This window comes from Mesorhizobium sp. NZP2234, assembly GCF_013170765.1.
GTDB classification, from domain to species: domain Bacteria; phylum Pseudomonadota; class Alphaproteobacteria; order Rhizobiales; family Rhizobiaceae; genus Mesorhizobium; species Mesorhizobium loti_D.
Window position 1 is genome coordinate 2,142,493 of record NZ_CP033364.1, and the last position, 19,943, is coordinate 2,162,435.

The 19,943-nt window shown below is 64.0% G+C and carries 20 protein-coding genes; 15 read left to right on the forward strand and 5 right to left on the reverse strand.

The features are described 5' to 3' along the window. Nucleotides 1-97: 97 nt before the first annotated feature. The 4 genes from EB230_RS10490 to EB230_RS10505 all read left to right on the forward strand — a co-directional run bounded on the left by EB230_RS10490 (nt 98) and on the right by EB230_RS10505 (nt 4,055). A complete protein-coding gene (locus tag EB230_RS10490) occupies nt 98-484 on the forward strand; it encodes a DUF2147 domain-containing protein (protein ID WP_155772551.1) in 387 nt (128 codons plus the stop codon). A 152-nt stretch (nt 485-636) separates the two neighbouring features. After that, nucleotides 637-1,983: an FAD-dependent oxidoreductase gene (locus EB230_RS10495; RefSeq protein ID WP_056578314.1), complete on the forward strand. Its 1,347-nt coding sequence runs from the start codon at nt 637-639 to the stop codon at nt 1,981-1,983. A 13-nt stretch (nt 1,984-1,996) separates the two neighbouring features. Beyond that, on the forward strand, nt 1,997-2,854 hold the full coding sequence (locus tag EB230_RS10500; protein WP_172372233.1) for a DUF1365 domain-containing protein: 858 nt from the start codon (nt 1,997-1,999) through the stop codon (nt 2,852-2,854). Then, nucleotides 2,838-4,055: a cyclopropane-fatty-acyl-phospholipid synthase family protein gene (locus EB230_RS10505; RefSeq protein ID WP_172372236.1), complete on the forward strand. Its 1,218-nt coding sequence runs from the start codon at nt 2,838-2,840 to the stop codon at nt 4,053-4,055. Before EB230_RS10500 ends, EB230_RS10505 begins: the two co-directional genes overlap by 17 nt. Before the next feature lie 71 nt (nt 4,056-4,126). Here the strand turns inward: EB230_RS10505 and EB230_RS10510 are convergent, their stop codons facing one another. The 3 genes from EB230_RS10510 to flhA are packed head-to-tail and all read right to left on the reverse strand — an operon-like array spanning nt 4,127 to nt 7,348. Then, complete coding sequence (locus EB230_RS10510) at nt 4,127-4,510, reverse strand: hypothetical protein (protein WP_056578308.1); 384 nt, start codon at nt 4,508-4,510, stop codon at nt 4,127-4,129. Nucleotide 4,511: 1 nt separating this feature from the next. Continuing rightward, the gene (gene fliR / locus EB230_RS10515; RefSeq protein WP_038649353.1) at nt 4,512-5,264 is read right to left on the reverse strand and encodes a flagellar biosynthetic protein FliR; all 753 of its coding nucleotides are present in this window, start codon (nt 5,262-5,264) and stop codon (nt 4,512-4,514) included. Next, complete coding sequence (gene flhA, locus EB230_RS10520) at nt 5,261-7,348, reverse strand: flagellar biosynthesis protein FlhA (protein WP_056578306.1); 2,088 nt, start codon at nt 7,346-7,348, stop codon at nt 5,261-5,263. The genes fliR and flhA overlap by 4 nt, the downstream gene beginning before the upstream one ends. A 172-nt stretch (nt 7,349-7,520) precedes the next feature. On the opposite strand from flhA, the gene EB230_RS10525 reads away from it, so the two are divergent. Continuing rightward, nucleotides 7,521-7,820, forward strand: coding sequence for a putative quinol monooxygenase (locus EB230_RS10525; protein WP_056578304.1), 300 nt, complete (start codon nt 7,521-7,523; stop codon nt 7,818-7,820). A 39-nt stretch (nt 7,821-7,859) separates the two neighbouring features. On the opposite strand, the gene EB230_RS10530 is transcribed toward EB230_RS10525, so the two are convergent. Further along, nucleotides 7,860-8,333 carry a MarR family transcriptional regulator gene (locus EB230_RS10530; protein WP_155772552.1) on the reverse strand — a complete coding sequence of 158 codons (474 nt, stop codon included), beginning with the start codon at nt 8,331-8,333 and terminating at the stop codon, nt 7,860-7,862. A 62-nt stretch (nt 8,334-8,395) separates the two neighbouring features. Here EB230_RS10530 and EB230_RS10535 point away from each other — a divergent pair, with 62 nt between their 5' ends. The 10 genes from EB230_RS10535 (at nt 8,396) to EB230_RS10580 (ending at nt 18,172) form a co-directional block, all read left to right on the forward strand. Then, nucleotides 8,396-9,124 carry an NAD(P)-dependent oxidoreductase gene (locus EB230_RS10535; RefSeq protein ID WP_172375041.1) on the forward strand — a complete coding sequence of 243 codons (729 nt, stop codon included), beginning with the start codon at nt 8,396-8,398 and terminating at the stop codon, nt 9,122-9,124. A 16-nt stretch (nt 9,125-9,140) separates the two neighbouring features. Then, on the forward strand, nt 9,141-9,653 hold the full coding sequence (locus tag EB230_RS10540) for a cupin domain-containing protein (protein WP_056578300.1): 513 nt from the start codon (nt 9,141-9,143) through the stop codon (nt 9,651-9,653). A 156-nt stretch (nt 9,654-9,809) separates the two neighbouring features. Then, entirely contained in the window at nt 9,810-11,591 is a 1,782-nt protein-coding gene (locus EB230_RS10545) for a chloride channel protein (RefSeq protein WP_056578298.1), read from the forward strand. Between the two features lie 161 nt (nt 11,592-11,752). Then, on the forward strand, nt 11,753-12,412 hold the full coding sequence (locus EB230_RS10550) for an XRE family transcriptional regulator (protein ID WP_056578296.1): 660 nt from the start codon (nt 11,753-11,755) through the stop codon (nt 12,410-12,412). Between the two features lie 39 nt (nt 12,413-12,451). Beyond that, on the forward strand, nt 12,452-13,528 hold the full coding sequence (locus EB230_RS10555) for a PotD/PotF family extracellular solute-binding protein (RefSeq protein ID WP_172372238.1): 1,077 nt from the start codon (nt 12,452-12,454) through the stop codon (nt 13,526-13,528). 24 nt (nt 13,529-13,552) lie between these two features. Next, the gene (locus EB230_RS10560) at nt 13,553-14,422 is read left to right on the forward strand and encodes an ABC transporter permease (protein WP_172372241.1); all 870 of its coding nucleotides are present in this window, start codon (nt 13,553-13,555) and stop codon (nt 14,420-14,422) included. After that, nucleotides 14,422-15,219: an ABC transporter permease gene (locus EB230_RS10565; protein WP_056578290.1), complete on the forward strand. Its 798-nt coding sequence runs from the start codon at nt 14,422-14,424 to the stop codon at nt 15,217-15,219. Before EB230_RS10560 ends, EB230_RS10565 begins: the two co-directional genes overlap by 1 nt. After that, on the forward strand, nt 15,216-16,331 hold the full coding sequence (locus EB230_RS10570; RefSeq protein ID WP_172372243.1) for an ABC transporter ATP-binding protein: 1,116 nt from the start codon (nt 15,216-15,218) through the stop codon (nt 16,329-16,331). The genes EB230_RS10565 and EB230_RS10570 overlap by 4 nt, the downstream gene beginning before the upstream one ends. Nucleotides 16,332-16,414: 83 nt before the next feature. Further along, a complete protein-coding gene (locus EB230_RS10575; protein WP_172372246.1) occupies nt 16,415-17,800 on the forward strand; it encodes an FAD-binding oxidoreductase in 1,386 nt (461 codons plus the stop codon). 3 nt (nt 17,801-17,803) lie between these two features. Further along, a complete protein-coding gene (locus tag EB230_RS10580; protein ID WP_081295200.1) occupies nt 17,804-18,172 on the forward strand; it encodes a cupin domain-containing protein in 369 nt (122 codons plus the stop codon). A 27-nt stretch (nt 18,173-18,199) separates the two neighbouring features. On the opposite strand, the gene EB230_RS10585 is transcribed toward EB230_RS10580, so the two are convergent. Further along, complete coding sequence (locus tag EB230_RS10585) at nt 18,200-19,843, reverse strand: MFS transporter (protein WP_056578287.1); 1,644 nt, start codon at nt 19,841-19,843, stop codon at nt 18,200-18,202. Nucleotides 19,844-19,943 lie beyond the last annotated feature (100 nt).

Sequence of the window (19,943 nt, forward strand, 5' to 3'; positions counted from 1 at the left end):
TTGATCTCAGCAACGGTTTTCAGCCGCGATAGTTTCGACCGGCCGAAACTCACCAAGCATGTCGTCCGTAGCTTCGTAAACCGAATGACAAGGAGGAATGATGAACCGACTGGCAGTGGCGGCAGGTCTTCTTTTTCTTGTCTCGTTCAGCGGCGCGGCGTTTGCCGCATCGGCGCCTGACCCCAGCGGAACATGGAACCGCGGCGATGGAAACGCAAAAGTACGGATCGCCCCGTGCGGTTCGAACATCTGTGCCACAAATGTCTGGATCAAGGACACCAGCGGCGGTGAAGCTGTCGGCGACAAGCTCGTCATGACGCTGAAGCCGAAGTCCGCCGACACGCTGACCGGCAAGGCTTTCGATGCAAAGCGCGCGCTGACCTATGCGATCCAACTCAAGGTGGCCGGGCAGAAACTGGTCACGCGAGGTTGCCTGGTCGGCGGCCTGGTTTGCAAGTCGGTCAGCTGGTCCCGCGCCCGCTGACGATGCAAGTGACTGGGCAGGTCGGACGCCTCTTCACCTCGCGACAAAATACCTCGACTGCACAGTGAAACTCACGCCGGATCCTCCCGTATCTACAAAAGTTCCAGGGTGCCGCCCGCACCTTACAGGCTTGATTTCCAAAAGGATTTTCGATGAACATTGTGCCCATTCACCGTGGTGGCTCCAACGGCCGGAAGAAAATCGCCGTCATCGGATCGGGCATATCAGGCGCCGCCGCCGCATGGGCTTTGCACCCGAGTGCCGAAATCATCCTTTATGAGGCGTCGCATCGCGCGGGCGGCCATACCGCCACGGTCGACATCGACTATGACTCCACACCGATTTCTGTCGACACAGGTTTCATCGTCTACAACGAACTGGCCTACCCGGATCTCAGCGCGATGTTCTCGCATCTTGGTGTGGCCACGCATGAGAGCGACATGGGCTTTTCGCTTTCGCTCGATGGCGGCAAGCTCGAATGGTGCGGCTCGACGCTGCGCACCATCTTCGCCCAGAAGCGTAATGTCTTTTCGCCCGGCTTTCTGTGGATGCTGAGGGAGATCCTGCGCTTCAACAAGGCGTGTATTGCCGAGCGCGACAACGGCACGCTGGGCGACGTCTCGATAGGCGACTATCTTCGCACCCGCGGTTTCTCCGCAGGCTTTCGCGACAATTATCTCATTCCAATGGCGGCGGCGATCTGGTCGACGCCGCGCGCCAAAATGCTGGACTATCCGGCTGCAAGCTTCATCAGCTTCTTCGAGAACCATCGCCTGATCGACAATGATACGCGACCGATGTGGCGCACGGTAAGCGGCGGTTCGCGCAACTATCTGCAAAAGCTGCTGGCGCCGCTCGGGTCGGCACTACGCCTATCGTCACCGGTCAAGACAATGGTGCGCGATGCGTTTGGCATTACCGTGTGGGCTGGTGATGACGCGCCGGAGCGCTTCGACAATGTCATCATCGCCAGCCATAGCGACCAGGCACTGGCCATGCTCGGCGACGCCTCGAGCGTCGAGGAGAGGATCCTGTCAGCCATATCGTATCGCCCCAACCGGGTCGTCCTGCACCGGGACCCGCGCCTGATGCCGAAGCGGCGGGCCGCCTGGGCGGCGTGGAACTATCTGCGCTGCTCATGTGACCGCGACGAACCGGAAGTGTCGGTCACATACTGGATGAACCGGCTGCAGGGGATCGACGCGGCAAAGCCGCTCTTCGTGTCGCTCAATCCGGTCGTCGAGCCACGCCCGGAATTGGTCTTCGGGGAATGGATGTTCGACCATCCGCAGTACGATGCGCGTGCCTTGTCAGCGCAAGCCCGTCTCGATGATATCCAAGGTGCGCGCGGCACCTATTTCGCCGGTGCGTGGACCGGACACGGCTTTCATGAGGATGGCTTGCGTTCGGGGCTCGACGCGGCGATTGCGCTCGGCGCCGATGTGCCGTGGCGTCGACGCGAGACGGCTTTGTCCAAAGCGCTGCTGACGGCGGAATAAGGCCTCTGTAGGAATGGGCGAACGGATCACAACACTGGAGCAGAACGGCCCGCCGCCGCAGGCGGCCGGCGTGCTCTATCCCGGTGAGGTGATGCATGCGCGGCTGAAGCCCTTCGGCCACCGCTTTGTCTACCGCGTGTTCTCGTTGCTGGTCGATATAGACAGGCTCGCCGAGCTCGGACGCATGACATGGCTGTTGCGGGTCAATCGGCCCGGCCTGGCATCTTTCCATGAAAGCGATCATGTCAACACCCCAGGCGAGACGCTACGGGCTTTCGTCGACGGGCTGCTCGTCGATGCCGGCCTTGGCAAACCGGCGGCGCGCGTGCTGCTGCTCGCCTATCCCCGCATCTTCGGCTACGTCTTCAATCCAATCTCGGTGTATTTCTGCTACGACGCCGCGGGCGCGCTGATCGCCTTGATCTATGCGGTGCGCAACACGTTCGGTGGCCGGCGAATCTACGTGTCGCCGATCCGACCGGGCGAACTCGGCCCCGCAGGAGTGCGCCAGACACAAGCCAAGCTCTTTCATGTCTCGCCCTTCATCGGCATGGATGCGCGGTATCACTTTCGCATTCTGCCGCCAGGCAAGACGGTCAGGCTTCGCATCCACGAGACGGAAAATGGCGAACCACTCTTGGCAGCGGCCTTTGCTGGGACAGCACGCCCGCTCGCCACGCCGGATATTGGCGCATGCCTGGCCAAGTTTCCACTGATGACTTTGAAGATCATTCTCGGCATTCACTGGGAAGCACTGAAGTTGTGGCTGAAAGGCGCGCGGTTTCATCCGAGCCCTGAAACTCCTGAAGTCGCGCAGTCCGCGCAATACAGCATCCCGATAGGGCCGGAGCCGCATGTCCCTCGAAAGTGAAACCGGCGCCACGCGGACCGTGGCCCGTGCGAGCGGTCCAGGAGCCTATATCCTCAAGCTTATGTTTGCTTGCCTCGAAAGAGGGCGGATCACGATCGTGACGCCCTCGGGCCAGCGGATCGACCATCGATCCGATGCGCCTGGTCCGGAAGCGGTTCTGATCGTGCACCGGTGGCGCGCGATCCGCCGCCTACTGACGGGGGGCGACATCGCTTTCGCGGAGGCCTACATCGAGGGCGACTGGTCCAGCCCCGACCTCACATTGCTCATTGAACTTGCCGCGCTCAACCTGGAACACATCGAACAGGTGGTTGGCGGGCTTCTTCCGGTCCGCCTTGTCAATCGGCTTCGCCACGTGCTGAAGGCGAACAGCAAGGCCGGGAGCCGCCGCAACATTGCCTTCCACTACGATCTCGGCAACGACTTCTATTCGCTTTGGCTTGATCCCAGCATGACCTACTCGTCCGCGCTCTATCGGCAGTCCGGGCAAACCCTTGAGACAGCCCAGCAGGCCAGACTGCAACGCGTCGTGGAATTGCTCGATCTGGGCGGTGGCAAGGAGGTTCTGGAGATCGGCTGCGGATGGGGAAACCTTGCCGTTGTTCTGGGTCGGCACGGGGCGCGCGTCACCGGCATAACGCTCTCCGCGGAACAACTGGCCCACGCAAGAAATCTCGTTCAAAAAGAGAAACTCGACGGCACGGTGGCCTTGGAACTGCAGGACTACCGCGACACGCAGGGAACGTTCGACCGCATTGTCTCGATCGAAATGTTCGAGGCTGTCGGCGAAAAATACTGGCCAACTTACTTCAGCATATTGCGCGAGCGCCTGAAGCCTGGCGGGAAGGCTGTTTTGCAGGTCATCACGATCGATGAGAAGCGTTTCGAAAGCTACCGTTCAAACGCCGACTTCATCCAGCGCTACATTTTCCCAGGCGGGATGCTTCCTACCAAGACGATCATGACCGAACTGGCGAAGCAGGCCCATCTCACACTGGCTTCGGTGGACAGTTTTGGCGCCAGTTATGCCCTGACACTGGCTGAATGGCGGCGTCGATTCTTGAAGGCCTGGCCGATGATCGAGGCAATCGGCTTCAGTCACAACTTTCAAAGAATCTGGGAATATTACCTCAGCTACTGCGAAGCAGGCTTTCGGGTCGGCACGATAGATGTCGGGTTGTATGTTCTGGAGAAGGACTAAGCTGAAGCCCGATCCCTCTTGCTTGATCGGGAAAAGCTCGATTTCCGGCGGGGATCAAAAGCGATAGGCCGCTACTCCTCGGCCCGCTTCTGCGCGATCAAATCAAGCCGCTCGCGGTCGGTGCGTTCGCGTTCGTCGCGGTTGCGCACATCCTTGTAGGCGCGCTCGACCATATTGGTGCGCGCGTTTGCCGTGGCGATAAGGCCGACCTCCTGCCGGGCGCTTTCCAGGCTTTTCTCCTGGCGTACCACCGCCTGCGCGATGCGGCGATGATAGAGATCGGGGAACAGGCCGGAGAGGGAATTCTCCTGGTCGAAATGGCCGATCAATTCCCTGGCCTCGGCCTCGGCGGCGTTTGCCGCGGCCAGGAAGGTGGCGTGTCGGGTCTCGTGCAGCGCCTTCAGCTGCTCCTGCACCTTGACCAGTTTCCGCAGGCGGTCCTTGCGCGTGCTCATGTCACCTCGCCAGAGTCAGGTCGACGAAGCCGTCGACGAACAGCGACAGCATGGTGCCGATGGCGAAATAGAAGATGATCATGCCGCCGGCGATGACGAAGGGCTGGGAGATGAAATAGATCGGGATCTGCGGGGTCAGCTTGTTGACGAAGCCGATCGTCAGATTGACCAGAATGGCATAGGCGACGAACGGGCTGCCGAGGCGGATGACCAGGAAGAAGGTGTCCGACACGGTGTCGGTGATGTCGACGAGCGCCGCCTGCGGGTTGAAGAAGACGTTGACGGGCGCGACCGTGTAGGACGCCACCAGGGCGCGCACGATCTCGTGGTCGAAATCGAAGACGAACAGCATCAGCAGCGCCGAGAACGAGATGATCGCGGCAAGGGCGGCTTGTGGTTCCGGTTCCTCGATCGCCGGTCCGCCCGAGCCGCCATAGCCGATCAGCATGGCGATGGCCGAGCCCATGAAGCGCAGCGCCTCCATGTAGAGCCTGGTCATGGCGCCGATCAGCCCGCCGACCAGAAGTTCCGAGATGATCATCGGCACCAGGATCTGCGGGCGCGGATCGACGAAGGGAATGATGCGGTCCCACAGGAAGGCGAGCAGGCCGCCGGTGGCGGCGACCGCCACGAACAGCCGGACCTGGACCGGCACGCGGGCGCTGGACAGGCCCGGCATCAGCATGAAGCAGGCGCCGATGCGGCAGAAGGCGAGGAACGCCGCGATGACGACGCTCTGCGAGAGAACGCTCACGATATGGTTCCGAGCACCTTGATCTCGACGCCCTTGGCGATTTCGACATGGGACAGCACCGGCAGCGTGGTGAACAGGCGCTCGATGATCATGCGCACATAGGGACGGGCGTCCGGGGCGGTGACAAGGACGAAACGCTCGCCGGCCTCGAGGAATTTCTTGATCGCCTTGGTGGCGTCCTGGCCGAATTCCTCGAGCTGGCGCGGATCGATGTCGAACTCGCGCACCTCACCCTTGGCGTCGCGCTTGAGGCTCTGGTGGAAGGCGAGGTCCCAGCGGTTGCCGAGGCGCAGCACCTTGAGCACGCCGCCTTCCGATAGGTCGCCGCAGATCTGCTGCGCCATGCGGATGCGGACATGTTCGACGATCTGCTCGGTGCGGCGCACATGCGGCGCGATCTCGGCGATGGCCTCAATGATCAGGTGGAGATTGCGGATCGAGACGCGCTCGGCGAGCAGCAGCTTCAGCACCGCCTGCAGGCCGGGATAGGAGATGTGCGTTGTGCAGATCTCATCGGCGAGCTTGCGATATTCCTGGTCCTGGCGTTCGAGCAGCGCCTTCATGTCCTTGTAGGACAGGAGTTGCGGCAGGTTGTTGCGGATGACTTCGGAAAGATGGGTGAGCAGCACCGACATGTTGTCGGCGAAGGTGTAGTTCTCGCGCTTCAAATCCTCGGCGAAGGTTTCCATGACGGAATAGGCGCGCATGCCGAAGGCCGGCTCGCGGATTTCTTCGCCAGGGATCTCGGGCACGTCGCGGCTGCCGAGCAGCACCATGATCTCACCCACGCGCATCGAATATTCGGCCACCACCGTGCCATGCACCTTGATCTGGTAGCTCTTCGGCGGGATGGCGAAGTCGTCGGCAACGCGCACCTCCGGCACGACGAAGCCGTATTGCTGGGCGAATTTCTTGCGCATCTTGGCCATGCGGAAGACCAGTTCCTGATGCGAGACCAGGAGGCGGGTCGACAGCTGCTTGCCGATGAGCAGTTCGATCTCGGCGGTGGCGAGCGAAGCCTTGACCGAGTTCTTCTCTTCCTCGGCCTTGGACACCTTCTCCTGGGCCTTCAGCGCCTCGGCCTCGGCGAGGACGCGGTTGGCGCGCATCGGAATGACGTAGCCGAGCCCGGCCATGCCACCGGCCAGCGCGAAGAAGGGAAACAGCGGCAAGCCCGGCATGAGGCCTAGCAACACCAGCAGCGCGGCCGCCACGTAAAGCGCGCGCGGATGGGCGCCCAGCTGGCCGAACACGGCCTGGTTGGTCGAGCCACGGGTGCCGCCCTTGGAAACCAGCAGGCCGGCGGCGAGCGAGACGATCAGCGCCGGGATCTGTGTGACCAGGCCGTCGCCGACCGACAGCTTGATGAACACATCGGCGGCCTCGCCCATGCCCATGCCGTGCCTGATGTAGCCGATGGCGATGCCGCCGACGATGTTGATGGCGGTGATGATGAGGCCGGCTATCGCGTCGCCGCGCACGAATTTCGAGGCGCCGTCCATCGAGCCGAAGAAGGAGGATTCCTCCTCCAGTTCGCGGCGGCGCAACTGCGCGGTCTTGTCGTCGATCATGCCGGCGGAGAGATCGGCGTCGATCGACATCTGCTTGCCCGGGATGGCGTCGAGGGTGAAACGGGCGCCGACTTCGGCGATACGGGTGGCACCCTTGGTGATGACGATGAAGTTCACCACGATCAGGATCATGAAGACGATGAGGCCGATGACGAAGTCGCTGGCCATCACCAGCTTGGAGAAGCCGGCGATCACGTATCCGGCGGCGTGCGTGCCCTCATTGCCATGCGACAGGATCATGCGCGTGGTGGCGATGTTGAGCGATAGCCTGAGCATGGTGGCGATCAGCAGCACGGTCGGGAACGAGGAGAAATCGAGCGGCCGCTGAATCCACAGCGCCACCATCAGGATCAGCACCGAAAGTGCGATCGAGAAGGCGAGGCCGATGTCGATGAGGAAGGCCGGAATCGGCAGGAACAGCACGGCCAGGATGATGACGATGCCGAGCGCGAAGAAGATGTCGCGGCCGTTCTTGGCCACCGCGCCGGGCTGGATGCTTTCGCTGATCGCCATTCAAGTCCTCGAACCATAGCCTGCCGTGCATACGACAGCCCGGCGAGGGTAGCTGGCCAAGCTTGCGCGAGGGTGGGAGACTCTGGTTTATGCATGTCGTCTTCCCAGAGCCGCGGCCGCTTTTGGGCGATGTGCGGCAGGCGGATAGACTATTTCGCAAGAAGGAAGGCCCATGCTCGTGATCATCGGCACGATCCGTTTGCCGCCCAGCCGGTTCGAGGAGGCAAGGTCCGCGATGGAGCGCATGATCTCAGGCAGCCGTGCCGAGGCTGGCTGCCTCGAATATTCCTATGCGCGGGATGTGCTCGACGCTGGGCTGATCCGGGTGACCGAGGTGTGGCGCGACAAGGCGGCACTCGATGCGCATTTCAGCTCGCCGCACATCGCCGAGTGGCGCTCGAACTGGCCGGCGCTTGGCATAGGCGAGCGCAACCTCATGCTCTATGAGGCGGGTGAGCCGGTGCCGAGTTGATCGGCCGCCGCTCGATAATCGTCAGCCGCCGGCAGACAGTTAGGGCCTGGCTGTCTCGGCCGTGGCGACGCCGACCAGCCAGCGCCTGACGGCCCTTTCTTCCCCGGACGAGAGGCCTTCCGTCAGTTCGCGCTCGATGGCATGCACCCGCTCGCGGCATTCCCGCAGCAGCGCCTGTCCGCTGTCGCTGAGCTCGATATGCTGGATGCGGCCATGGACGGCATGCGGCCTGCGCACCAGCGAGCCGGCCCGTTCGAGATTGGCGACGATGACGCTGAGCGTTTGCGGGGTGAGCAGTGCCAGCCGGGCCAGATCGGCGTTGGAGAGGCCGGGATAGGCGCCAAGCATGGTCAGCGTGGCGAATTGCGGCTGCGTCACGCCAAGATCGGCCAGCGCCCTGTCGACCCTCAGCCGATGCGCGCCGGCAGCCTGCCGCAGGAGATAGCCGAGATAGCCTTCCTCGCCACGTTTGCCTTCGCCCGGAGCGGGAACTGTCGGATTTGCCTTGCGCATGATATCAGAGCTCTTATATATTGTTCGTGTGCTGATACTATGACGATGTAGAGTTCATGACGATGGGGCATCGAATTTTTCTTGCCGGCGCCTCGGGCGCCATCGGACAGCGGCTCATCCCGCAGCTTCTGGCCGCCGGCCATCATGTGACGGGCACCACGCGCAGTCCTGACAAGGCCGCGACATTGCGTTCCCTCGGCATCGAACCGGTGATCGTCGATGTCTTCAATGCCGAGGTCCTGTCGCGCCGCATGCTTGCCGCCCGGCCGGACATCGTCGTCCATCAGCTGACCGACCTGCCGCCAGGGCTGGATCCGAGCCGGATGGGCGAGGCGGTTGTTCGCAATGCCCGCATCCGCGAGGAGGGTACCCGCAATCTGGTCGCTGCGGCCGCCGCGTCCGGCGCCCGGCGCATGGTCGCTCAAAGCATCGCCTGGGCCTATGCGCCGGGACCGGAGCCGCATGGCGAAGCCGACCCGCTGGATAGCGAGGCGAGCGGCAACCGCGGCATCAGCGTCGGCGGCGTCATCGCCTTGGAAAAGGCTGTTCTAAACGCGCCATTCGCCGGAGTCGTCCTGCGATATGGCCAGCTCTATGGACCGGGAACGGGAACCGATGCGGCTGCCGGCGCGTCGCCGGTGCATGTCGATGCTGCCGCCCATGCGGCGCTGCTAGCACTCGAAAAGGGTGCGCCCGGCGTCTTCAACGTGGCGGAACCCAACCAGGCTGTCTCGACGCAAAAGGCGGTCGAGGAACTGGGTTGGCGTGCTGATTTCCGTTTGCCTGCCTGAATTCGGAGACGTCGAGATGATCGGCAATCAAGCTCGTCCGCGCGCCGGCCAATCTGTCATCGCGGTCAGCGCTGTCGGGGTTTTGTTCGCGCTCGCGGCAAAGTGGACCGGCCCGGATTTCACGCGCGTCGCGTCGAAAGGCATGGAAATGCATATGCAGATGGCAAATGCCGATGTGAACGGTGTTGCCGGGGCGCGGCCGAAAACGGTCGTCACGCCGGTCTCCTGCGAAAAACTGCCTGACGTGCCGGGCAAGTCGATCACCACGGTGATCGTGGCATTTCCACCAGACGGTTTTACGCCTCGTCACCGGCATCCGGGCTCGGTCAGCGCCTTCGTCCTGAAGGGCACTCTGCGCTCGCGGCTCGAAGGCAGCCCGGCCGGTACCTACACCCAAGGACAAACATGGTTCGAGCCGTCCGGCGCGGTCCATCTCTTCGCCGAGAATGTCAGCACCACCGAGCCCGCCGAACTCTTGGCGACCTTTGTCGCCGACGACGATTGCGGGACGCTGACCATACCGGACTGAGCGCGGGGCAGGCTGCCTCGCGATCAGAGGCCTGCAAGACGAAATCAGCTGGTTTCACGGCCACAATGGCGCCTTTGATGTCGCCATTGTGGTTGTCATGTCGTGCCGCCCGGCGTATCAGGCGGGTCTGCCTTTTGATGTCGGCGAGCCGCCCCGGTGCTTTCCAGAAACCACAGCGAAGTCTACGCCCGCCGGCTGCGCGCGGTGCTTCTGAGATCCATTCCTCTGCTCGAGGCGCGCGGCATCGCCGTGGTCATCCTCGCCGGCGTCGTCGGCATCATGGCCGGCATACTGGTGACCGCGATGAGCCAGATCGTGCAGGATTTGCACGGGCTTCTGTTCGGCGTTCAGCCCGGCGGCCGGCTGTCCGGAATGTTCTCGCTCGCCAATCCCGTGCAGGCGCTGATACCGGCGATCGGCGGCGCCCTGCTCGGGCTGACGGTGATCTGGCTGCGGTTGCGTAAATTCCGCACTCCGGTCGATCCGATCGAGGCCAACGCGCTCTATGGCGGGCGCATGTCGCTGACCGACACGTTCATCATCGCCGGCCAGACCATGATCTCCAGCGGCTTCGGCGCGTCGGTCGGACTGGAAGCCGGCTACACGCAGGTCGGGTCCGGCCTGGCATCGCGGCTGGCGCGCATCTTCAGGCTGCGGCGCAACGATGTCCGCGTCCTCGTCGGTTGCGGCGCGGCCGGCGCCATCGCCGCCGCCTTCGATGCGCCGCTGACCGGTGCCTTCTATGGTTTCGAGCTGGTCATCGGCATCTACTCGGTCGCCAATGTCGCGCCTGTCATGACGGCGGCCATCTGCGCTTCGCTGACGGCGGAAATGTTCGGCGGCGTGCCGTTTCCGCTCGAGCTTTCGGGACTGCCGCAACTCACCGCCAGCCAGTACGTGCCGTTCCTGCTGCTCGGACTGCTCGGCGGCGCCGCTTCGATCGCCATCATGCAGCTGGTGACGCTGATCGAACGTGGTTTCAACAGGCTGTCGGTCGATGCCTCGCTGCGCCCCGTCATCGGTGGCGTCATCGTCGGCCTCCTGGGGCTGATCACGCCGCAGGTCCTGTCCAGCGGCCACGGCGCGCTGCATCGCGAGTTCGCCATGAACTATGGTCTGACCGTGGTGGCCAGCGTCTTCGTGCTGAAATTGGCGGCGTCGGCGGTCTCGCTTGGTTCGGGCTTTCGCGGCGGCCTGTTCTTTGCGTCGCTGTTCCTCGGTGCGCTGCTCGGCAAGGCATTCGCCGGCGTGATGGCGCTGGTTTCGCCGGCAACCGGTATCGACCCCTCGGTCGCCGCCGTCGTTGGCATGACCTCGCTTGCCGTCGGTGTCGTCGGCGGTCCGCTGACGATGACTTTCCTGGCGCTGGAATCGACCCGCGACCTGACACTGACCGGCGTCGTGCTGGCGGCCTCGATCATGGCGGCGATCCTGGTGCGCGAGACATTCGGTTATTCGTTCTCGACGTGGCGCTTCCACCTGCGCGGCGAGACGATCCGCAGCGCGCACGATGTCGGCTGGATGCGCAGCCTCACCGTCGGCTCGATGATGCGCAAGGACATCAAGACCATCGATGCCTCGACGACACTGGGCGCCTTCCGCAAGCAGATTCCGCTGGGCTCCGCCCAACGCGTCATCGCCGTCGACCCGGGCGATCAGTATGTCGGCGTGCTGATTGTGGCCGAACTGCACAGCGACCCCTCCGGCGGCGACGTGCCGGTACGCGATCTTGCCCAGTACAAGGACGCGGTTCTGGTTCCCAGCATGAACGTGCAGGCCGCCGCCGAGACGTTCCAGCGCGCCGGAGCCGAGGAACTGGCCGTCGTCGAGGATTTCACCGACCATATCGTGCTCGGGCTGCTGACCGAGGGACACCTTATGCGGCGCTATGCCGAGGAGCTCGAAAAAGCGCGTCGGGACCTGTCCGGCGAGGGGTAGAGGTTCTCCCTGCGCTTTCCCGAAGGTTGCTGCATATTTCACCGACAGATCTTCCCAGCTTGCGAGCCTGGCCCAGCCATTGGCGAGGTCCTGGCGCCACGCGTGGCTTGCCAGTTGTGCAGTGGTACTGTACAGATTGTTAAGTGAAGCGAGGAGACAGCATGCGCAAGGCCTCTGGCGCGGCTTCGGCAAAGACGGGCGACGCGCCCGCCGCGACCCATGCACATGAAGTGCTGGGCATGCGCCTCAAGAGCCTTCGCCTCGCCCGCAGGCTGTCATTGCGGGAGCTTGCGGAGGCGACTGGAACCAGCGCCAGTTTCATCAGCCAGCTGGAACGCGGCCTGACCGGGGCCAGCACCGCATCGCTCAACCAGATGGCTTCGGCGCTTGGCGTCAGCGTCGCCATGTTGTTCGAGGAAAGCGCGGCGCAAAATCATGGCGTCCTGAGACGAAGCGAGCGGCCGAGCCTGCCGCCCAGCGACGGCTGCCGCAAGATGCTGTTGTCGCGCCCGCCGCTGAGCGACATGGAAGTCTATGTCGGGGAATTCGACATTGGCGGCTCGACCGGGCCCGATCGCTACACTCACGGCGACGCGCACGAGATGCTCGTCGTGCTGCGCGGGATCGTCGAGGTCTCGCTGGGCGAGGCGCGCCACGTCCTCGAGGAGGGCGACAGCATCGAATACACGACGTCGACACCGCATCGCTCAGAGAACATCGGCAGCGGCCGAGCCGAAGTGATGTGGATCATCGCGCCGCCGACCTCGGCGCGCGCCGAACTCGAACAATATACGGCCTGGAAACCGCTCGCGGCCAGGTAGTCCGATCAAAACGCGGGCATGAATGGGAGAGTTAGTGTGATGTTTAAATCGAGATTTGCAGGCCTCGGCGCCATTCTGGCGCTTGGCGTTGTGGCCGGCGCGGCCTTTGCGCAGGACAAGCCGGTGGCGGGCGAGGTGAAGGAAGGTTCGCTCAAGGGCAAGACCCTGACGCTCGTTTCCTATGGCGGCATCTACCAGGACGGCCAGGCCGCGGCGCTGAAGGAATTCGTCGACAAGTCCGGCGTCAAGCTGCTCAATGACGGCCCGACCGAGATCGCCAAGTTGCAGGCGCAGGTCGAGTCCGGCAACGTCACCTGGGACGTTGTCGATACCGACGACCTGCCGCCTTACGTCTATTGCGGCAAGCTGTTCCAGAAGCTGGATCTGACGAAGCTCGACGTCTCGAAAATCCCGGAAGGCCAGGTCGGCGAATGCTCGGTGCCGGCGATGAACTACGGCGTCGTGCTGATGTACAACACCGAGAAGTACAAGGATAATCCGCCCAAGAGCTGGGCCGACTTCTTCGACACGGCAAAGTTCCCGGGCGTGCGCGGAATCGACGGCTCCGGCAGCCCGACCGGCGGCTTGCTCGAACAGGCGTTCAAGGTCGCCGGCGGCGATCCGAGGGCGATGACGGTGGCCGATATCGACAAGGCCATCGACGTGGTCCGCAAGCTCGGCCCCGACACGATTTTCTGGAAGACGGGTGCCGAATCGCAGCAGCTCGCCGAATCCGGCGAAGCCGATATGCTGATGATGTGGACCGGCCGCGCCATGACCGCGGTCAAGAACGGCGCCAAATATGCGCCCGCCTGGCAGGATTGGCTGGTGGTGATGGACCAGATGACGATCCCGGTCGGCGTGAAGGACACGGACGCGTCCTACGCGCTGCTCAATGCCTATCTCGGCAAGCATGCCCAGGAAGTCCTCGCGGAGCAGACGTCCTATACGCCGATCAACAGCGACGCGCAGCCCAAGGTCGACGCTTCCGTTGCTGCCTTCCTGACCAATACTCCGGACCGCCAGAAGCAGGGCTACAAGCAGAACTTCAAGTTCTGGGTCCCGAACTTCGCGGTGGCGCAGGAGAAGTGGTCGGCGCTGATGGCCGGCAACTGACCGGCTGAAGCAAAGGCAAGGCCCGTGAGCGCGCACGAACCGACGACGCCATCCGCCCCGACACGGGCCGGATGGGCATGGCGGCCGTTCGCGCTCACGCTGCCGGCGCTGGTCTTGCTTGCCGCGGTGATAGGCTATCCGCTGCTCACCATCGTGCTGCGCAGCCTGTCGGAGCCGCAATGGGGCGCGCAGAACTACGTCTGGTTCTTCGGCGCGCCCATCAATCTCACGGTGCTACAGCGCACTTTCACCATCTCGGCCTGGGTGACGATCGTCTGCGTGATCTGCGCTTACCCTTACGCCTATCTGATGACCGCCGTCGGGCCGCGCGTGCGGCTCGTCCTGGTGCTCTGCGTGCTGATCCCGTTCTGGGTAAGCGGTGTCGTGCGCACGCTCTCCTGGGTGATCCTCTTGCAGGATTCGGGCGTCATCAATTCGCTGCTGCGGGCGGCCGGTTTTGACGGCATCCGGCTGATCCGTACGCAGACCGGCGTGGTTATCGGCATGGCGCAAGTGCTTCTGCCCTTCATGATCCTGCCGCTCTATTCGGTGATGAAGGGCATCGACCTCAGGCTGATGCGGGCCGCGCAAAGCCTGGGCGCGCGACCTTCGCGTGCGTTCTTTACCGTCTACCTGCCGCTGTCGCTGCCCGGCGTCTATGCCGGCGCGATCATCGTGTTCATCCTGGCGCTGGGCTTCTACATCACGCCGGCGCTGCTCGGCGGACCGCGCTCGACCATGCTGTCGACGCTGGTGCAGACCCAGGTGCTCAGCCTGCTGCAATGGGGCCGCGGCGGCGCCATGGGCGTGGTGCTGCTCGTCACCACGTTCGTGCTTCTGGCGCTCGCGGCACCCGTGATGCGCTCGCGGTACCGGGAAGCGGGACGGAGCTGATGGAGATGAAGCCGCTCACCCGCGTGATCCTCGGCCTCGTCTGCCTGCTGGTGGCGATATGGCTTGTCGCGCCGACGCTGGTCGTGGTGCCGATGTCGTTCAACGAGAACAAGTCGCTCGCCTTCCCGCCGCAAGGCTTCTCCTGGCAGTGGTACCAGAACTTCTTCACCAATCCTGACTGGTCGTCGAGCTTCCTCAATTCGCTGAAGGTCGCCTCGGTGGTGGCGGTGCTGGCGACGGTGCTTGGCACGCTGGCGGCCTTCGGCCTCGATCGCATGAAGGCAGGGCCCGCCAACCTGTTGCGGATGCTAATGCTGACGCCGATGGTGGTGCCGGGCGTGGTGCTGGCCATCGGCATCTACGCCGTCTATCTCGACACCCATCTCGTCGGCACGCTGCTGGGCTTCGTGCTTGCCCACACCATCCTTGCTCTTCCCTTCGTGCTGATCGCGGTTTCCGCCAGTCTCGAAGTGTTCGACAGGCGCCTCGAGACGGCGGCGGCAAGCCTCGGCGCGGGAGCGCTGACCGCGTTTCGCACGGTGACGCTGCCGCTGATCCTGCCCGGCATGCTGTCCGGCCTGCTCTTTGCCTTCGCCACCTCCTTCGACGAGATCGTAGTGTCGCTGTTCATCACCAACCCCTACCTCAAGACCTTGCCCGTGCAGATATTCGCCTCGATCACGCGTGACGCCGACCCGACGGTTGCCGCCGTCGGCACGATCCTGCTTTTGGCCACCACGATCCTGATCGGCGGGGGCATGCTTCTTCTTGGCCACGAGCGGAAAGGACGCCCATGAAGCCGGAACAGGAGAGCAAGGGCGCGGCGATCGATCTCGAATCGATCAGCAAGGCCTATGGCGGCTTCAAGGCGCTGGATGGCGTTTCGCTGCGGATCGAGCCCGGCGAGTTCATGACGCTGCTTGGCCCGAGCGGCTCCGGCAAGACCACGACGCTCAACGTCGTGGCCGGCTTTACCGACGTGACCAGCGGCAAGCTGCTGGTCGGCGGCAAGAACGTGGTCGGCGTCCCGGCGCACAAGCGAAATATCGGCGTTGTCTTCCAGCACTACGCGCTTTTCCCGCATATGAGCGTCGGCCGCAACGTCGCCTATCCGCTGACGCTGCGTGGCGTCGAACCCGCAGCGCGAAAAGCACGCGTGGCAAGAGCGCTGGACATGGTCAAGATGGGCGACTTCGCGCATCGCTATCCCAGCGAGCTGTCGGGTGGCCAGCAGCAGCGCGTCGCGCTGGCCCGTGCCATCGTCTTCGATCCGCCGCTGCTTTTGATGGACGAGCCGCTCGGCGCGCTCGACAAGAAGCTGCGCGAATGGCTGCAGCTCGAGATCAAGCGCATCCATCGTGAGCTCGGCACCACATTCGTCTACGTGACGCACGACCAGGAAGAGGCGCTGGTCCTGTCGGACCGCATCGCCGTCTTCAACCGCGGGCGGATCGAGCAGGTCGGCACCGGCCGCGAACTCTACGATGAACCGACGACGCTGTTCGTCGGCCGCTTCATCGGCGATTCCACGGTGCTGCGCGGAGAGGCGCGAAGCGATGGCGCCAGCACTGCGTTGCGCATCGCCGGCGAGACGGTGACAGTGCCGCGGCGGATGGCGGGTGAAGCCCGTCCGGTCATGCTGCTGCGCCCCGAAAAGCTTGCCATCCGCCGGCCCGGCCAGATCGCGGCGGGCACCAACAACCGGCTGCCGGGGACGATCGCGGAAGCCATCTATCTCGGCTCGGGATCGAAATATGAAGTCAGGCTCGCCGACGGCTCCACGGCGATCGTGCGCTCGCCGCTGACCGGCGAGAGTTTTGGCCTGGGCGAGAAGGTGGAGCTTTGCTTCGACGGTGCCGATGCCAAGATTCTGGCCGATGACAGCACGGCCGACGCGACGCTGACCTGATCCAACTCTTTGTTTTAACGCAATCCCGGACGGAAAACCGTTTCACACTTTTCCTGGAATTGCTCTTCCTGAAAGTCCATCCCATGCAAGCCAAACGCAACGGCGACATATCATTCTGGTATGCGGATCTGGGCGGGGTTCCCACGCCCCGGCCGCCCTTGCCCGGCGATATCGAGGCCGATGTCGCGATCGTCGGCGCCGGCTATACCGGGCTGTGGACCGCCTATTATTTGAAGAAGGCCAGGCCGTCGCTGCGCGTCGTGCTGATCGAGCGCGAGTTTGCCGGTTTCGGCGCTTCGGGCCGCAATGGCGGCTGGCTGTCGGGTGGCTTCTCCTGGTCGCGCGAAAAGTATCTCAAGACCTCGACCCGGCAAGGGGTAAGCGCCATGCAGGCGGCCATGGCGGGTTGCGTCGACGAGGTGATCCGGGTGGCGAGCGCGGAAGGTATCGATGCCGATATCCGCCGCGTCGACAATCTGACGGTGGCCACCAACCCGGCGCAGCTCGAACGCGCGCGCGAGGAATGCGAAACGATCCGCGCCTGGGACGTCGATCCGGGCCGCGTCGAGATGCTGGATCAAGCGGCGACGCGGGCGCGCATCAATGTGCGCAATGTCATGGGCGGTTTCGTGGTCCATGGCCAGGCGCGGGTGCAGCCGGCCAAGCTGGTGCGCGGGCTTGCCGCCGCCGTCGAGCGGCTGGGCGTGCCGATCTACGAACAGACGACGGTGACGTCCATCGCCAAGGGCATCGTGACGACCGACCGCGGCACGGTGCGGGCGGAGACCGTCATCCGCGCGACGGAGGGTTTTACCGCAGGCATTCCCGGCGAGGAGCGGACCTGGCTGGCGCTCAACAGCGCGCAGATCGTGACCGAGCCGCTGTCCGAGGCGCTTTGGCGCCAGATCGGCTGGGAAGGCCACGAGCTTCTCGGCAACGCCGCCCACGCCTATTGCTATGCCCAGCGTACGCGCGAGGGACGCATCACCATGGGAGGGCGCGGCGTGCCCTATCGCTACGGCTCGCGCACCGACGTCAATGGGCGGACGCAGCAGGCCACGATCGACCAGTTGCATCAGATCCTGACGACGCTGCTGCCGCAGACGGCGAACTGTCGCATCGAGCACGCCTGGTGCGGCGTGCTCGGCGTGCCGCGCGACTGGTGCACGACCGTTGGCCTCGATCCCGCCACCCGTATCGGCTGGGCCGGCGGCTATGTCGGACTTGGCGTGTCGAGTTCCAATCTTTCGGGGCGCACGCTGGCCGACCTGATCCTTGGCCAGCAGACGGAGCTGACGAAGCTGCCCTGGGTCAACCGCAAGGTCAGGCCATGGGAGCCGGAGCCATTTCGCTGGCTCGGCGTGCATTCGATGTACCAGCTTTATCGCATCGCTGACGGGCGCGAAGCCGCCGGGCTTGCGCATACGTCGAGACTGGCCGCGCTCGCCGACAGCATTACCGGTCACTGATCCATGGAGCCCAATTTGATCGATCTTTCGACCTTCCACGATCTCGCCAAGGCCGACATCGGCGCGTTCTCACCCAAGCCCACATCCATCGAGGGAGATCAGGTCGAAGCCGCGCGCTCACTTTTCCAGTCACCGGACGGCACCGTCGATATCGGTATCTGGGAGTGCACGCCCGGCCGCTTCACCGCCGACCGGTCGGATTCGTCCGAAATTTGCCACATCATTTCCGGACGGGTGGAGGTGAGCCGCGCCGACGGCGAGGTGCGTGAGTTGGGGCCGGGCGACCTTCTCGTGCTGCCGCGGGGATGGAAGGGCGAATGGCGGATCCGGGAGACCACGCGCAAGCTCTATATGATCCAGTCGGCGGGGTGATCGACGGACGTCGGCGCCGCACCGAAATCAGTGCTCGATCGGCCCCTTGGCCATCACCAGCGCCGTGCCGGCGGTGGTCGGACGCTCGATGACGCGGCGTACGCGCGGTGGCTCGTCGCCACTGTGCAGAGCCCGCAAGCGTTCGCCGACCATGGCGTCCGCATGGGTGATGCGGCCGTTGTGCCTGACATATTCGAGCCAGGTCGGGGTGTGGTAGTGCTCGATCCATATCGTCGGATTTTCGAGATCGCGCGCCAGCGTCCAGTTGCGGGCACCGTCGCGGCGGCGGATGCGGCCGCGTTCGGCCATGGTGGCTAGGAACTCCGCCTCGTCCTCATGGCGGATGATGTACTCGATCATGATGGCAATGGGACCGCTGCGCGGCTTCAGGTCCAGCGCCAGATGCGGCTCCTTGAAGCGGTTGAGCGGGTCGAGGTTCAGCACCTGCTGCTGCGGCAGCGGTAGCACAAATCCGATGGCGCCGCCGGCGAGCATGGCGATGGCGGCCGCGATCAGCGCCGTCTCGGCGCCATGCGCATCGGCCACGACACCCCAGATCCAGCTGCCCAGCGCGATGCCGCCAAAGGTCGCGGTCTGATAGACCGACAGCACACGGCCGACCACCCAGCGTGGCGTTGCCATCTGCACGGTGACGTTGAAGTGCGACAGCGCGATCACCCAGCAGGCGCCGCCGACCAGCAGGCCAAGCGACGTCTGCCAGGCGTGATGGCTGATCGCGGCATTGAAGGCGCAGACGGCGAAGCCGGCGAAGGCACAGCGCACCATCGTCTCGCTGGAGAGCATTTGCCGCAGCCGCACGCTGATCAGCGCGCCGCCGACGGCACCGATGCCGAAGGAACCCAGCATGATGCCGTAGGTCAAGGCGTCGCCCTTGACGACGTCGCGCGCGACGAGCGGCAAGAGCGCCAGGACGGCACCGGCGCTGAAGCCGAAGGCGGCACCCCTGACCAGCACCTTGCCGATGTTGGGCGACATGGCGACATAACGCAGGCCGGCGCCCATGGCAGCACCCAGCGACTCGCGCGGCAAGGTCGATACCGGCACGTCAGGCTTCCAGCGCGCCATCACGACGATAAGGCCGATATAGCTGACCGCGTTCGCCGCGAAGGCGGCCGCGGCGCCGGCGGCCGCGACAATGATGCCGCCGATCGCCGGCCCGACGCTGCGTGTCAGGTTGAAGCCCATGGAGTTCAACGCAACGGCCGCGGGCACCTTGTTGCGGGGCACCATATCGCCGACGGACGCTTGCCAGGATGGGCTGTTGAGCGCTGTGCCGCTGTCGATCAGGAAGGTGAAGGCAAGCAGCGTCCAGGGCGTCATCAGGCCATACCAGGTGAACACCGTCAGAAGCACCGAAACGACGAGCATGAAGGTCTGCGCCACCAACATCACCTTGCGCCGGTCGAAGCTGTCGGCGATGGCGCCGGCGACAAGCGCGAAGAGCATGATCGGCAAGGTGGTCGAGGCCTGGACCAGGGCGACCTGATAGGGCGAGGTGGCGATCGTGGTCATCATCCAGGCGGCACCGACGCCCTGGATCAGACCACCGAAATTGGAAACGAGACTTGCGGACCAGACGGCGCGGAAAATGCCATGCCGGAAGGGCGCCAGCGCCGAAGCGCCTTCGCTTTCCGGTTTCTCGTCAATCATGGATAGGTCCCTGCCACGGCGTGCTGATCCTTGCGGTGATCCGTTTCTCCGCATCGTTTGCCGAAACTATGGCATCGCGCCGCAAAGGGCGAATGTCATG

Excerpts from the sequence above, each read along its gene's own strand:
- EB230_RS10490 (WP_155772551.1), top strand. The coding sequence starts at position 98 with ATGATGAACCGACTGGCAGTGGCGGCAGGTCTTCTTTTTCTTGTCTCG.
- EB230_RS10495 (WP_056578314.1), top strand. The coding sequence starts at position 637 with ATGAACATTGTGCCCATTCACCGTGGTGGCTCCAACGGCCGGAAGAAA.
- EB230_RS10500 (WP_172372233.1), top strand. The coding sequence starts at position 1,997 with ATGGGCGAACGGATCACAACACTGGAGCAGAACGGCCCGCCGCCGCAG.
- EB230_RS10505 (WP_172372236.1), top strand. The coding sequence starts at position 2,838 with ATGTCCCTCGAAAGTGAAACCGGCGCCACGCGGACCGTGGCCCGTGCG.
- EB230_RS10510 (WP_056578308.1), bottom strand. The coding sequence starts at position 4,510 with ATGAGCACGCGCAAGGACCGCCTGCGGAAACTGGTCAAGGTGCAGGAG.
- flhA (WP_056578306.1), bottom strand. The coding sequence starts at position 7,348 with ATGGCGATCAGCGAAAGCATCCAGCCCGGCGCGGTGGCCAAGAACGGC.
- EB230_RS10525 (WP_056578304.1), top strand. The coding sequence starts at position 7,521 with ATGCTCGTGATCATCGGCACGATCCGTTTGCCGCCCAGCCGGTTCGAG.
- EB230_RS10530 (WP_155772552.1), bottom strand. The coding sequence starts at position 8,333 with ATGCGCAAGGCAAATCCGACAGTTCCCGCTCCGGGCGAAGGCAAACGT.
- EB230_RS10535 (WP_172375041.1), top strand. The coding sequence starts at position 8,396 with ATGGGGCATCGAATTTTTCTTGCCGGCGCCTCGGGCGCCATCGGACAG.
- EB230_RS10540 (WP_056578300.1), top strand. The coding sequence starts at position 9,141 with ATGATCGGCAATCAAGCTCGTCCGCGCGCCGGCCAATCTGTCATCGCG.
- EB230_RS10550 (WP_056578296.1), top strand. The coding sequence starts at position 11,753 with ATGCGCAAGGCCTCTGGCGCGGCTTCGGCAAAGACGGGCGACGCGCCC.
- EB230_RS10555 (WP_172372238.1), top strand. The coding sequence starts at position 12,452 with ATGTTTAAATCGAGATTTGCAGGCCTCGGCGCCATTCTGGCGCTTGGC.
- EB230_RS10565 (WP_056578290.1), top strand. The coding sequence starts at position 14,422 with ATGGAGATGAAGCCGCTCACCCGCGTGATCCTCGGCCTCGTCTGCCTG.
- EB230_RS10570 (WP_172372243.1), top strand. The coding sequence starts at position 15,216 with ATGAAGCCGGAACAGGAGAGCAAGGGCGCGGCGATCGATCTCGAATCG.
- EB230_RS10575 (WP_172372246.1), top strand. The coding sequence starts at position 16,415 with ATGCAAGCCAAACGCAACGGCGACATATCATTCTGGTATGCGGATCTG.
- EB230_RS10580 (WP_081295200.1), top strand. The coding sequence starts at position 17,804 with ATGGAGCCCAATTTGATCGATCTTTCGACCTTCCACGATCTCGCCAAG.
- EB230_RS10585 (WP_056578287.1), bottom strand. The coding sequence starts at position 19,843 with ATGATTGACGAGAAACCGGAAAGCGAAGGCGCTTCGGCGCTGGCGCCC.